The sequence below is a fragment of the Pseudomonas sp. KNUC1026 genome, assembly GCF_021650705.1.
Taxonomy (GTDB): domain Bacteria; phylum Pseudomonadota; class Gammaproteobacteria; order Pseudomonadales; family Pseudomonadaceae; genus Aquipseudomonas.
This window is the reverse complement of sequence record NZ_CP087138.1, coordinates 5,136,781-5,149,931: the sequence shown is the minus strand read 5'-3', so window position 1 is coordinate 5,149,931 and position 13,151 is coordinate 5,136,781. Positions and strand designations below refer to the sequence as shown.

Annotated in this window: 10 protein-coding genes and 5 pseudogenes; 7 read left to right on the top strand and 8 right to left on the bottom strand. The window is 65.3% G+C overall.

Annotated elements, in window-relative coordinates:
* The first annotated feature begins 59 nt into the window (after positions 1-59).
* The 6 genes and pseudogenes from pqqA (at position 60) to LN139_RS24195 (ending at position 5,070) form a co-directional block, all read left to right on the top strand.
* Entirely contained in the window at positions 60-131 is a 72-nt protein-coding gene (pqqA, locus tag LN139_RS24220) for a pyrroloquinoline quinone precursor peptide PqqA (RefSeq protein ID WP_008365141.1), read from the top strand.
* A 75-nt stretch (positions 132-206) separates the two neighbouring features.
* Positions 207-1,118: a pyrroloquinoline quinone biosynthesis protein PqqB gene (pqqB, locus tag LN139_RS24215; RefSeq protein WP_236357632.1), complete on the top strand. Its 912-nt coding sequence runs from the start codon at positions 207-209 to the stop codon at positions 1,116-1,118.
* Position 1,119: 1 nt separating this feature from the next.
* Positions 1,120-1,870: pseudogene (gene pqqC / locus LN139_RS24210) on the top strand (pyrroloquinoline-quinone synthase PqqC).
* On the top strand, positions 1,867-2,142 hold the full coding sequence (gene pqqD, locus LN139_RS24205; RefSeq protein WP_236357630.1) for a pyrroloquinoline quinone biosynthesis peptide chaperone PqqD: 276 nt from the start codon (positions 1,867-1,869) through the stop codon (positions 2,140-2,142). Before pqqC ends, pqqD begins: the two are co-directional and overlap by 4 nt.
* Positions 2,114-3,260 (top strand): annotated as a pseudogene (pqqE, locus tag LN139_RS24200) (pyrroloquinoline quinone biosynthesis protein PqqE); the annotation flags it as partial. The gene pqqD and the pseudogene pqqE, both read left to right, overlap by 29 nt.
* Positions 3,232-5,070: pseudogene (locus LN139_RS24195) on the top strand (prolyl oligopeptidase family serine peptidase). The pseudogenes pqqE and LN139_RS24195, both read left to right, overlap by 29 nt.
* Positions 5,071-5,149: 79 nt before the next feature.
* On the opposite strand, the gene LN139_RS24190 reads toward LN139_RS24195, so the two are convergent.
* Both LN139_RS24190 and LN139_RS24185 read right to left on the bottom strand, forming a co-directional pair.
* Positions 5,150-5,308, bottom strand: coding sequence for a YqaE/Pmp3 family membrane protein (locus tag LN139_RS24190; RefSeq protein ID WP_236357628.1), 159 nt, complete (start codon positions 5,306-5,308; stop codon positions 5,150-5,152).
* Between the two features lie 123 nt (positions 5,309-5,431).
* Positions 5,432-6,651: pseudogene (locus LN139_RS24185) on the bottom strand (aspartate aminotransferase family protein).
* A 169-nt stretch (positions 6,652-6,820) separates the two neighbouring features.
* On the opposite strand from LN139_RS24185, the gene LN139_RS24180 reads away from it, so the two are divergent.
* On the top strand, positions 6,821-7,705 hold the full coding sequence (locus LN139_RS24180) for a LysR family transcriptional regulator (protein ID WP_236357626.1): 885 nt from the start codon (positions 6,821-6,823) through the stop codon (positions 7,703-7,705).
* 266 nt (positions 7,706-7,971) lie between these two features.
* Here the strand turns inward: LN139_RS24180 and LN139_RS24175 are convergent.
* From LN139_RS24175 to LN139_RS24150, 6 genes and pseudogenes are all read right to left on the bottom strand, one after another.
* Positions 7,972-9,738: pseudogene (locus LN139_RS24175) on the bottom strand (acyl-CoA dehydrogenase C-terminal domain-containing protein).
* Between the two features lie 99 nt (positions 9,739-9,837).
* A complete protein-coding gene (locus tag LN139_RS24170; RefSeq protein ID WP_236357624.1) occupies positions 9,838-10,440 on the bottom strand; it encodes a GGDEF domain-containing protein in 603 nt (200 codons plus the stop codon).
* A gap of 26 nt (positions 10,441-10,466) precedes the next feature.
* Complete coding sequence (locus LN139_RS24165; protein ID WP_236357621.1) at positions 10,467-10,628, bottom strand: hypothetical protein; 162 nt, start codon at positions 10,626-10,628, stop codon at positions 10,467-10,469.
* A gap of 16 nt (positions 10,629-10,644) precedes the next feature.
* Positions 10,645-10,929: a hypothetical protein gene (locus LN139_RS24160; protein WP_236357618.1), complete on the bottom strand. Its 285-nt coding sequence runs from the start codon at positions 10,927-10,929 to the stop codon at positions 10,645-10,647.
* 10 nt (positions 10,930-10,939) lie between these two features.
* Positions 10,940-11,125 carry a hypothetical protein gene (locus LN139_RS24155; RefSeq protein WP_236357616.1) on the bottom strand — a complete coding sequence of 62 codons (186 nt, stop codon included), beginning with the start codon at positions 11,123-11,125 and terminating at the stop codon, positions 10,940-10,942.
* Positions 11,126-11,331: 206 nt separating this feature from the next.
* Complete coding sequence (locus LN139_RS24150) at positions 11,332-13,137, bottom strand: phenylacyl-CoA dehydrogenase (RefSeq protein ID WP_236357614.1); 1,806 nt, start codon at positions 13,135-13,137, stop codon at positions 11,332-11,334.
* Between the last annotated feature and the right edge of the window lie 14 nt (positions 13,138-13,151).

The following is a 13,151-nucleotide window of genomic DNA, read 5'->3' as shown; positions in this document are numbered from 1 at the left end:
CCCCGGCGTGGACCAAGATATCAGTACCCCCCGAACCACCCTTGAAGGAGAGCGCCCCCATGTGGACCAAGCCAGCCTACACCGACCTGCGCATCGGCTTCGAAGTCACCATGTACTTCGCCAGCCGCTGATTCACGCAGCTGCAGCACAGCGCCTCGGTCGAACCGGGGCGTTTTCTTTTCAAAAGCGCCCATGCCGGAGGGGCCATGTACATTCAAATCCTGGGCTCGGCCGCCGGTGGCGGTTTCCCCCAGTGGAACTGCAACTGCGCCAACTGCAAGGGCCTGCGTGATGGCACCTTGCGGGCCACGGCGCGCACTCAGTCCTCGATCGCGCTGTCCGACGACGGCGTGAACTGGGTGCTGCGCAACGCCTCCCCCGACATCCGCGCGCAACTGCAGAGCTTCGGCCCAATGCAGCCGGCCCGCGCCCTGCGCGACACCGGCATCGCCGCGATCATCCTGCTCGACAGCCAGATCGACCACACCACCGGCCTGCTCAGCCTGCGCGAGGGCTGCCCGCATCAGGTGTGGTGCACCGACATGGTCTACCAGGACCTGACCACGGGCTTTCCGTTGTTCAACATGCTCGAACACTGGAACGGCGGCTTGCAGCGCAAGCGTATCGAGCTCTCCGGCAGCTTTACCGTGCCGGCCTGCCCGAACCTGCGTTTCACCCCCCTGCCGCTGCGCAGTGCCGCGCCGCCCTACTCGCCGCACCGTTTCGACCCGCACCCGGGCGATAACATCGGCCTGGTAGTCGAAGACCTGCGCACCGGTGGCACGTTGTTCTACGCCCCAGGCCTGGGCAAGGTCGACGACGCACTGCTCGAAACCATGGCCGGCGCCGACTGCCTGCTGGTCGACGGCACCTTGTGGAACGACGACGAGATGCAGCGCCGTGGCGTAGGCACCCGCACCGGTCGCGAGATGGGGCACCTGGCGCAGAACGGCCCCGGCGGCATGCTGGAGGTGTTCGAGCGCTTGCCCAAGCCGCGCAAGGTGCTCATCCACATCAATAACACCAACCCCATTCTCGATGAGGATTCGCCCGAGCGTGCAGAGCTGGCGCGCCGGCAGGTCGAGGTGGCGTTCGATGGCATGAGCCTGGAGCTGTGACATGACCACCGCCCTCACCCCCGCCGAGTTCGAGCAGGCCTTGCGCGCCAAGGGCGCGCTGTACCACATCCACCACCCGTATCACGTGGCCATGTACGAAGGCCGCGCCAGCCGCGAGCAAATCCAGGGCTGGGTGGCCAACCGTTTCTATTACCAGGTGAACATCCCGCTCAAGGACGCTGCGATCCTGGCCAATTGCCCGGACCGCGAGATCCGCCGCGAGTGGATACAGCGCCTGCTCGACCACGACGGCGCGCCGGGCGAGGACGGCGGTATCGAAGCCTGGCTGCGCCTCGGCCAGGCGGTGGGGCTTGACCCGGACCAGCTGCGATCCCAGGAGCTGGTGCTGCCCGGCGTTCGCTTTGCGGTCGATGCCTATGTGAACTTCGCCCGCCGCGCCAGCTGGCAAGAGGCTGCCAGCAGCTCGCTCACCGAGCTGTTTCGCCCCGCAGATCCACCAGTCGCGCCTGGACAGCTGGCCGCAGCATTACCCCTGGATCGACCCGGCCGGCTACGAGTACTTCCGCACCCGCCTGGGCCAGGCACGCCGCGACGTGGAGCATGGCCTCACGATCACGCTGGCGCACTACACCAGTTGGGAGAGCCAGCAGCGCATGCTGGAGATCCTGCAGTTCAAGCTCGACATTCTCTGGAGCATGCTCGACGCCATGAGCATGGCCTACGAGCTGCATCGCCCGCCCGATCACACCGTGACCAGCGAGCGCGCCTGGCACAAGGGGATCGCCCTATGAGTTTCGACCGTTCGAGAGTCCCGGCCTGGCGCCAGGGTTACCGCTTCCAGTACGAGCCGGCGCAAAAGGGCCACGTGCTGCTGTACCCCGAAGGGATGATCAAGCTCAACGACAGCGCCGCAGCCATCGGAGGCCTGATCGACGGCCAGCGCTCGGTGGCGGCGATCATCGCTGCGCTCGACGCGCAATTTCCCGGAGTGCCGGAGCTGGGCGACGACGTCGAACAGTTCATGGAGGTAGCGCGTGAAAAGCACTGGCTCGAACTTGCCTGAAAAAGCCGAAGTCGGCCTGCCGCTCTGGCTGCTGGCCGAGCTCACCTACCGCTGCCCGCTGCAGTGTCCGTACTGCTCCAACCCGCTGGATTTCGCAGCGCAGGGCCAGGAGCTGTCGACCGAGCAGTGGAAGCAGGTGATGCGCCAGGCCCGGGAAATGGGCGCAGCGCAACTGGGCTTCTCCGGCGGCGAGCCGCTGGTGCGCCAGGACCTGGCCGAGCTGATCGCCGAGGCGCGCGGGCTGGGCTACTACACCAACCTGATCACTTCCGGCATCGGCCTGACCGAAGCGCGCCTGGCTGAATTCAAGCAGGCCGGGCTCGACCACATCCAGATCAGCTTTCAGGCGAGCGATGAAGAGGTGAACAACCTGCTCGCCGGCTCGAAGAAAGCCTTCGCCCAGAAGCTGGCCATGGCTCGCGCGGTGAAGGCCCACGGCTACCCGATGGTGCTCAACTTCGTGACGCACCGGCACAACATCGACCAGATCGACCGCATCATCGAACTGTGCGTGGCGCTTGAGGCTGACTTCGTCGAGCTCGCCACCTGCCAGTTCTACGGTTGGGCGCACTTGAACCGAGTGGGCCTGCTGCCGACCCGCGCGCAACTGCGAGCGGGCCGAGCGCATCACCAATGAATACCGCGAGCGTTTCGAGGCCGAGGGGCGCAAGGTCAAGCTGATCTTCGTGACGCCGGATTACTACGAGGAACGCCCCAAGGCCTGCATGAACAGTTGGGGCAACATCTTCCTGACCGTGACGCCGGATGGCACCGCCCTGCCCTGCCACGGCGCGCGGCAGATGCCGATTACCTTCCCCAACGTGCGCGAGCACAGCCTGCAGCACATCTGGTACGACTCGTTCGGTTTCAACCGCTTCCGTGGCTACGACTGGATGCCCGAGCCGTGCCGCTCATGCGACGAAAAAGAGAAGGATTTCGGCGGCTGCCGCTGCCAGGCGTTCATGTTGACAGGCGACGCCACCCAGGCAGACCCTGTGTGCAGCAAGTCACCGCACCACGGAATGATCCTTGCCGCGCGCGAGGAATCCGAGCACGCCACCGAAACCATCAGCCAGCTCACCTACCGCAATGACCGAAACTCACGCCTCATCGCCCGCGGCCGAGCCGCTCAGCGCCGCTGCAGCGGTGGCCGCCAGCATCGACTTTGCCGAGCTCAAGGTGAGCCCGGCGGGCCTGTTCTGGAACGAGTACCGCCCCGAGGACGGCGCCTGCCGCCTCTGGCGTTGGCACGACGGCCAGGCACAGCGCCTGACTCCGGATGGCTTCAGCGCCCGCAGCCGGGTGTATGAGTACGGCGGCGGAAGCTTCTGCGTGGCAGGTGAAGCCCTGGTGTTCGTCAACGACGCCGACCAGCAGCTGTATCGCCAGCCCATTTCGGCGGCCAGCCGCAGCCATTGACTCAAGGCAGTTACCGCTACGGCGGCCTGGTGTTCGCCGAGGGCCTGGTGCTGGCGGTCGAGGAGGAAGCAGTTGAGCCTGTGGATATCCACAGGCTGGTGGCGATCAGCCTGGCCAGCGGCGCGCGCCAGGTGCTGGCCGAAGGTGCCGACTTCTACTCAAGCCCTGCGCTGGGCGACCGCGGCACGCGCCTGGCGTGGGTCGAATGGAGCCGCCCGCACCAGCCCTGGACGCAAACGCGGCTGATGTGCGCCGAACGCCGCGCCGACGGCGGCTGGTTCATGCCGGTGTGCCTGGCCGGCGATGGGGTGGTACCCGAAAGCTTGCAACAGCCCTGCTTCGACGAGCGCGGCCGCCTGCATTGCCTGACCGACCGCAATGGTTTCTGGCAGCCCTGGCGCGAGAGTGCCGACGGCTGGCAGCCACTGCCCAGCGCCCTGGCCGACCATGGCGGCGCACCATGGCAATCGGGCGCCAGCAGTTGGGCACCGATCAGCGACGATGAATACCTGGCCACCTGGTTCGAAGAGGGCTTTGCGCGTTTGGGCATCTGCCGGATCGGCGGCCCAGTGGAGGATTACACCGGCAGCTACAGCCGTTTTCGTAGCCTCGCGTTCGACGCGGACTGGCTTTACGCAATCGCCGAGTCGCCCAGCATGCCGGCGGCCATTGTGCGCATCAACCGCCACGATCATGGCTCCGAGGCCCTTGCCGGCGGTGCCAGCCCGCTGCCGGTAGAGGCTCTGAGCCAGCCCGTGCCCCTGCGCTTTCCGAGTGGCGACGGTTTCGCTTACGGCTTTTTCTACCCCGCTTTGGGGCTGCAGGCACCCGCGCCGCTGGTGGTATTCATCCATGGCGGGCCGACTTCCAGCTTCTACCCGGTGCTCGACCTGCGCGTGCAATTCTGGGCACAGGGCGGCTTCAGCGTGGCGCAGCTGAACTACCGGGGCAGCACCTGCTATGGCCGTGCCTTTCGCCAGGCGCTGCACCTGCGCTGGGGCGAGTCGGATGTGGAGGATGCCTGCGCGCTGGTGCGGCACCTGTGCGAGCAGGGGCTGATCGAGCCAGGCCAGGCCTTCATTCGCGGCAGCAGCGCGGGCGGCTATACCACGCTGTGCGCACTGGCGTTTGCCGATGTGTTCCGTGCCGGAGCAAGCCTGTATGGCGTCAGCGACCCGGCCGCGCTGGCAAGGGCGACGCACGAAGTTCGAGGCGGACTACCTGGACTGGCTGATCGGCGACCCCGTGCAGGATGCTGAGCGGTATGCGGCACGCACGCCGCTGCTGCATGCCAAGCGCATCGGTGTGCCGGTGGTGTTCTTTCAGGGGGAGTTGGACAAGGTGGTGGTGCCGGAGCAGACGCGCTCGATGGTGGCAGCGCTTGAGCGGCAGGGGGTGCCGGTGGAGGCGCACGATTATGCGCAGGAGCGGCATGGGTTTCGCCAGGCGGCTAACCTGGCGCATGCGCTGGAGGCGGAGTATCGGTTTTATCAGTGGGTTCTAGCGTGAAGCGTCGCGCGGCTAGCCGCCCTCCCACCATTTGGAGTGGGAGGCCGGCTAGCCGGGCGACGTATGACGCGGTGGCCCCTCAACGCCGGGCAATGATCCACACCGCATGCACGATACCGGGAATGTACCCGCACAGCGTCAGCAGAATGTTCAGCCAGAAGGCACCGCCGAACCCCACCTGCAGGAACACGCCCAGCGGGGGGAGGATGATTGCGAAAATGATGCGAATGATGTCCATGCGAGGCTCCGAAACGGTGGTTGCTACTACGACCACACTGCCAGCGAAGCGGTTCAGCGCCTGAAAAAACGCCCGGGCCCAAACAGCCGGCCCGGGGCGGTGCGCAGATACGCCAGACGGTATTCAGCAGCTCAGTTGCGCGGCATGCACCCGCGCCAGAGCACGGCCCAGGCGGGCCAGCATGTCATCGATGTTGCCACGGCTCACGCACAGCGCCGGAGTGAAACGAAGCGCATCTGACTGCGGGGCGTCGAGCAGCAAGCCCTCCTGCAAGGCAGCATTCACTACCTGGGCAGCGTTGCCTTGGGCAGCGGCAACCCCCAGAGCAGGCCCAGCCCGCGCGGCGCCAGCAATTCATAGCGTTGAGCGAGCCGGCCCAGGCCTTCACGCAAGTGGCGCCCGCGATCTTCGACCCGCCCCAGCAGTTCCGGCACCGCCTGGAAGACTGCGCGGCCCGCAGCGCAGGCCAGTGGATTGCCGTGATGGCTACCGGCGAAGTCCTCCAACCGCAGTGCGCAAGCGCGCTCGCGTGTCAGCACTGCCGCCAGGCCGACTCCGCCGCCCAGGCCCTTGCCCAGGGCGAGGATGTCGGCGCGTATGCCGTACTGCTCCTCTGCGAGCAATGTGCCGCAGCGGCCCATGCCAGTGCCGACTTCATCGAGAATCAGCAGGATTCCCAGCTCACGGCACAACCGCTCCACGCCGCGCAGGTAGCCGACGTCAGCAGGCAGCACACCTGCTTCGCCCTGCACCGGTTCGAGCATGATCGCAACCGTATCGGTGTCGATCGCCGCGCACAGGGCCGGCAGGTCGTTGAACGGGACTTGAGTGAAGCCTTGCAGTTCCGGCCCGTGCCGCAGCCGAGCGGTGCTGGAGCGGGCGCCGAGGCCATGGCCATGGCAGCCGCCCTGAGCGGTAATGATGCCGAACGCGCCGCGCCGGTTAGCCTCGCCCCACTGCCGCGCGAGCAGTACGGCGGCCTCGCAGGCTTCGCTGCCAGTGCCCAGCAGGTAACCGAAATCGCTGCCCGTGGCCCGGCACAGCTGTTGCAACAGGGCCAGCTCGCCCTGATGCTCCCAGCGCGCGCCGGGGTTGACCAGCTCTTGCGCCTGAGCCTGCAAGGCTTCGACCAGCGCGCTGGGGCTGTGCCCGAGGCTGTCTACACCCAGGCCCTGAGTGAAATCCAGATAGGCACGGCCAGTGTCGTCCCATAGCCAGGAGCCCTGGCCTCGCACGAACACCCGTTGGGGGCGCTCGCTCGGTTGCAGGCGATGGGCACGGGCAGCCTGCGCATCGAAGCCCGTCTCATCGGCCATGGGGCGAGCCAGACGGAACAGGTTCACGCCTGCCACCCGTTATCGTGCTGTTTCGCTTTGCCTATGCATCTTGCCTGGGTATGCACGCGGCTCATTTTCCTCATCGGCTCTTATGGCCCCTTATTCCAAGCTAGACTAGGCGCCTGGCTGGCCTTGAGCCATTTCGATTTAGCATCTCTTTCGATAAGCAGAACTTATGGATTTTCGACAGCTGCGTTACTTTGCCGCAGTCTACGAAGAGGGCCACGTGGGCCGCGCAGCGGAGCGCTTGTCGATCTCGCAACCGGCGCTTTCCCAGCAGATCCGCCAGCTCGAACACAGCCTTGACCTGGCCTTGTTCGAGCGCGGCGGCAAGCGCCTACTGCCCACACTGGCCGCGCACACCCTCTATGGCCACGCCCTGCCACTGCTCGACGGGCTGCAGCGCACCCATCAGGCCATGCGCGCCTTTCAAGGCCAGGCGCAGCGCACGCTGGCCATCGGCGTGTTGCAGACGGTTCATCCCAGCCTGGTGCCGCAACTGCTCGAACGCATGAGCCGCGCACAGCCGCACCTGGTGGTGCAGATCTACGAACTGTCGGGCCTGGAAATCGAGCGTCGCCTGCAAGGCGGCACCCTCGACATCGGCATCGGTTACCTGCCGCCGCGCCAGCCGGCGCTGCACGGGCTGGCGCTCTACGAAGACGAGCTGCAACTGGTGGTGCCGCGCAATCACCCCCTGCAAGCCTTTCGCAAGGTGTCACTGGCGCAGGCGGCCGACCAACCGATGCTGTTGCTGGGCGAGGAATTCCAGATCCGCCAGATGTGGCAAACCCAACTGGCCACCCTGGGCCGCCGCCCTCGTGTGCAGGCTGAGCTCAACACCATGGCCGGCATCCTCGACACCCTGCCCCATACGCGACTGGCCACCGTCCTGCCGGGGCGGGCACAGGTGATCAGCGATTCGGCGGAGCTGCTATGGAAGCCACTGACCGAGCCGCGAGTGCCGTTGAAGGTGGGGTTGGTGTATCGGGATGCGCAGCGGCAGCAGGCGTCGGTGGAGTTGTTGCGGCAGTTGTTGGAGGAGGTAATCAGAACTTGATGCTGGGGTCATCAGGTGGGAGGCCGGCTTTGCCGGGCGACGAAGGCGTCTGAACATGAAATAAGAAAACCCCGCACCATGGCGGGGTTCTACAGACGGTTTCCCGTTCATCCTTGAATAGCCACCTCCCTGGCAGCCTTCCTGACGTGTCCGCGTTTTCCTTTGCGCTATCCTGCGCGACGTCCTTGAAACAAAGATTAACCAAGCGTAGCGGCGGCGCCTATTGGGCGAACACCGCCGCGTGAAGTAAGCCATGGCTTACAGGGTCAGAACTGCGCCTCGCCCAGCAGGTAGAGCGACTCGCTGCCGGCCTTGACCGAGGCGGTGAGCGAATGAACGCGCGGCAACAGGCGGGCGAAATAAAGCGCGCCGTGCCCAGTTTGCCGGCATAGAAATCGTCATCACCCGTGCCCCGCTCCGCAGCCAGCGCCATGCGCGCCCAGAGCCAGGCGTAGGCGGTGTAGCTGAACACCTGAAGGTACTCGACCGAAGCGGCACCGATTTCCTCGGGGTTGGCCTTGGCGCTGTCCAATACCCAAGCCGTGAGGCTGTCGAGGTTGTCCAGCGCAGCCTTCAAGGGGTGCTGAATTCGCTCTCGTTGGCTTCGATGAACGCCCTGACTTCAGATGAGAAGCGCCGGTAGTAAGCGCCGCCGTTGGCCACGACCTTGCGCCCCATCAGGTCCAGCGCCTGGATGCCGTTGGTGCCTTCGTAGATCCGAGTGATGCGCACGTCACGCACCAGTTGCTCCTGGCCCCATTCACGGATGTACCCGTGGCCGCCGAACACCTGCTGGCCGTGCACGGTGGTTTCCAGGCCCAGGTCCGTCGAGGAAGGCCTTGGCCACCGGCGTCAGCAGCGCGACGAGCTCCTCGGCGGCGATGCGTTGGGCGGCATCTTCGGCGTACTTGGCGATGTCCAGTTGCATGGCCACGTAGGTGGAAACGCCCGGCCGCCTTCATTGAAGGCTTTCATGGTCAGCAGCATGCGCCGCACATCGGGGTGCACGATGATCGGGTCGGCCACTTTGGCCGGCGCCTGGGCACCGGCGTGGCGAACGGCTTTGCAGGCGCTCGCGAGCGTATTCGATGGCGTTCTGGTAGGAGCGCTCACCCGAGGCCAGGCCTTGAACGCCGACGCCCAGGCGCTCGTAGTTCATCATGGTGAACATGGCTGCCAGGCCCTTGTTGGCCTCGCCCACCAGGTAGCCGATGGCTGAATCGAAGTTCATTACGCAGGTGGCAGAGGCCTGAATGCCCATCTTGTGCTCGATCGAGCCGGCAGCTCACGCCGTTGCGCGCACCCAGGCTGCCATCGGCATTGACCATGAACTTGGGCACCAGCAACAGCGAAATACCCTTGGGCCCGGCCGGCGCATCAGGCAGCTTGGCGAGCACCAGGTGGATGATGTTTTCGGTGAGGTCATGCTCACCACCGGTGATGAAGATCTTGGTACCGGTCACCTCATAGCTGCCATCAGCTGCGGGGACGGCGCGGGTGCGGATGATCCCCAGGTCGGTGCCGGCATGCGGCTCGGTCAGGCACATGGAGCCCGCCCAGGTGCCTGCGTACATGTTGGGCAGGTAGGTTCGCTTGAGTTCGTCATTGCCGTGGGCGTTGATCGCCAGGCATGCGCCAGCGGTCAGCATGGGGTACAGGCCGAAGGAGAGGCTTGCGGCATTGACCATCTCCTCGACCTGCGCGGAGACGGCCTTGGGCATGCCCATGCCACCGTACTCAGGGTCGCCACCCACGCCCACCCAACCGCCTTCGGCGTAAGTGCCATAGGCCTGAATGAAGCCTTTGGCGTGCTGACGGCAGTCTCGTGCCAGTGGCAGCCTTCTTCATCTGCAGCGCGGCTCAGCGGCGCGATGCTCTGCCCGGCAACCTTGCCAGCCTCCTCCAGCACCGCCGCGACAGTCTCGGCATCGGCGGCTTCCGCCAGCGCCGGCAGTTGCGCCCAGAGCGCGGGCAATTCGAGCACCTCGTTCATGACGAAACGCATGTCGCGCAGGGGCTTCGTAGTCGGCCATGGGGACCTCGCAAGATAGGCAGGAAACAGGTGCGGCCAGTGTAGCCCAGGCACGTTTCAGAGACGTAGCGTCAAGGCGTGACCAGTAAGTTCCAAGAGGTCACGCGGCACCGCCGGTGCGTACAGCACCGCGGCGCTGGTTGCCTGCGGCCATCAGGCAGTTGCGGCCGGCGCCCTTGGCGGCATACAGCGCCTGGTCAGCGGCCTTCATCACCTCTTCTGGAGTACGCTGCTCCGGCTGGCGCTCGGCGACACCGACGCCGACCGTCACCGACACGCTGGTCGCTGCCGAGCCGCCACGGCGTTGCCGGCCCTGCTGGTCGTTTTGCGGGCGGTCGGCTTCGCGCAGGTGAATCACATACGCCTCGATCACCCCGCGGATCACTTCCAGATGCGGCATGCACTCTTCGAGCGTCTTGCCGGCGAACACCACCGCGAACTCCTCACCGCCGTAGCGGTACGCACGGCCACCGCCACCGACCTTGCCCAGCTTGCTGGCCACCAGTCGCAATACCTGGTCGCCGACGTCATGGCCGTGGGTGTCGTTGAATTTCTTGAACGGTCCACGTCGGCCATGGCCAGCACGTAGTCGCGCCCGCAGCCGCTGCAAGCGCTCGTTGAGCGCGCGCCGGCCAGGCAGGCCGGTGAGCTCGTCGCGAAACGCCATCTGGTACGCCTCGTGTGCCACGGCAGCGGCGAGCATCAGCATCACCTGGCTGCACATGATGTTCAGCGTGAACGGCAGATGAAAGTCTTGGGCAGCATCCAGAACAGGCCCACCAAGCCGATGATCAACGCCGCATGCAACGGCCGCGGCTTGCGCAGGTAGAGCGCGACCAGCACGCCCAGGCCGATGAAGAACACTGGGTAGCTCATCTGGATCAGGTTCATCCAGGGCCAGTGCAGGCTAGGCCAGCGGATGTCGGCCAGCCACGCCAGCAGGGCCTGGTGGAAAACTTTGCTCGAAGCCGAACGCCACCCCGCCCAGCGCCAGCATGACCGCCAGGCGCGCCAGCAGGTCCTGGCCCAGGTGGGTGCGTTCCTCCCAGAAACCGTAGAGGGTGTAGAGGATCGGCAGCAGCAGGCAGCACAGGTGGAAGACGACCGCCGCGTCGTCGCGCACCCGGCCGTTATCGCGGTAATAGTCGGTCTGGGTGTCGAGCAAAAAGTACACGGTGTACACCGTGACCATCAGAAACAGTTCACGCTGGCGTTTGGTAGACCGCGCAATAGGCGCCGCCCAACAGCACCACCAGGGTGGGCAGCACATTGAACAGCGAGGTGAAGAACACGTTGAGGTCGCGCACGTAGGCCGCGCCCAGCCCGGCTGCCAGCAGCGCCAGCGACGGCAGGAAGTGGCTGATCCGATAGGCTTTGAGTTGCAGCAAGGGCTTTGCTCCAGTCCGGCGTCGGGGCCTGATGCTCGCGTACGCAGCAGGCCAATATCATTGTGCCTGCATTCGTATCGGCCGTGTCTGGAAAAAGATGAAGTGCTGGATGAAATTTTGGCGTCAGGCTTTTGATCGAACAGGCATTTATTTTTCCCGAAGAAAAACCGCGCCTGAAGGCGCGGCATTCGGTGAGGCTCGCAGGCTCAGATGCCCAGGCTGAAAGACTCTTCGCTCATCGCCATCAGGTTGCCTGCGCCCGACAGCATGGTAGCGACCAGCCCGCGGGTACGTGGCAGGATGCGCTGGTAGTAGAACCGCGCGGTATCGAGCTTGGCCTGGTAGAAGGCGGTGTCGCCCTCGCCGCTGGCGACTTTCTCGGCTGCGACGCGGGCCATGTCGGCCCAGAAGTAGGCAAGGCACGCATAGCCGGAATACATCACGTAGTCCACCGACGCGGCGCCGACTTCCTCGCGATCTTTCATGGCGCCCATGCCGATCTTCATCGTCACCTCGCCCCACTCCTTGTTCAGCTGCGCCAACGGCGCGACGAACTCGGCAATGGCAGCGTTGCCTTCATGCGCCTGGCAGAACCTGTGCACCAACTTGGTGAAGCTCTTGAGCGAAGCGCCCTGGGTCATCAGCACCTTACGGCCCAGCAGGTCGAGCGCCTGGATACCGGTAGTGCCTTCATAGAGCATGGCGATGCGGGCATCGCGCACGTTCTGCTCCATGCCCCACTCGGCGATGTAGCCGTGGCCGCCGTAGATCTGCAGGCCGTGGTTGGCCGACTCGAAGCCCACTTCGGTCATGAAGGCCTTGGCGATGGGGGTCATGAAGGCCAGCAGTTCGTCAGCGGCCACTTTGGCGCTTTCGTCTTCGCTGTACTTGAGCACGTCCACCAGCTTGGCGGTGAAGTAGACCATCGCACGCGAACCTTCGGCGAACGCCTTCATGGTCAGCAGCATGCGGCGCACATCGGGGTGCACGATGATCGGGTCGGCGGATTTGTCCGGTGCCTTGGGGCCGGTGAGCGAGCGCATCTGCAGGCGTTCGCGGGCGTACTTCAGGCCGCCTTGAAAGCCGACTTCGGCGTGCGCCAGGCCCTGGATCGCAGTACCCAGGCGCGCGGTGTTCATGAAGGTGAACATGCAGTTCAGGCCTTTGTTCGCCGGGCCGATCAGGAAACCGCTGGCGCCGTCGAAGTTCATCACGCAGGTGGCGTTGCCGTGGATGCCCATCTTGTGCTCGAGCGAACCGCAGGTCACAGCGTTGCGCTCGCCCACGCCGCCTTCGGCAGACGGCAGGAACTTGGGGACGATGAACAGCGAGATGCCTTTGGTGCCGGCAGGCGCGTCGGGCAGGCGGGCAAGCACGATGTGGACGATGTTCTCGGCCAGGTCATGGTCGCCGGCGGAGATGAAGATCTTGGTGCCGGTGATCTTGTAGCTGCCGTCGGCCTGGGGTTCTGCCTTGGTGCGCAGCATGCCCAGGTCGGTGCCGCAGTGCGGCTCGGTGAGGCACATGGTGCCGGTCCATTCGCCGGTGACCAGGCGAGTGAGGTAGGTGTGCTTCTGCTCGTCGGTGCCGTGCGCCGACAGGGTGTTCATCGCGCCATGAGACAAGCCGGGGTACATGCCCCACGCCCAGTTGGCACTGCCGACCAGTTCGCTCAGCACCAGGCCCAGCGACTCGGGCAGGCCCTGGCCGCCGTGCTCGACGTCATGGGCCAGGCTCGGCCAGCCGCCGTCGACGAATTGCTTGTAAGCCTCTTTGAAGCCAGTGGGGGTGGTGACGCCGGTTTCGCTCCAGCGGCAGCCTTCGGTGTCGCCCACGCGGTTCAACGGCGACAGCACCTGCTCGCAGAACTTGGCGCCTTCTTCGATCACGGCATTCACGGTGTCGGCATCGGCACCGTCGCAGCCTGGGAGGCTCTGGTAGTGCGCTGGGTAGCCGAGCAATTCGTCGCGAACGAAACGAATGTCACGCAAGGGGGCTTTGTACTCGGGCATGGCAAACCTCGGCT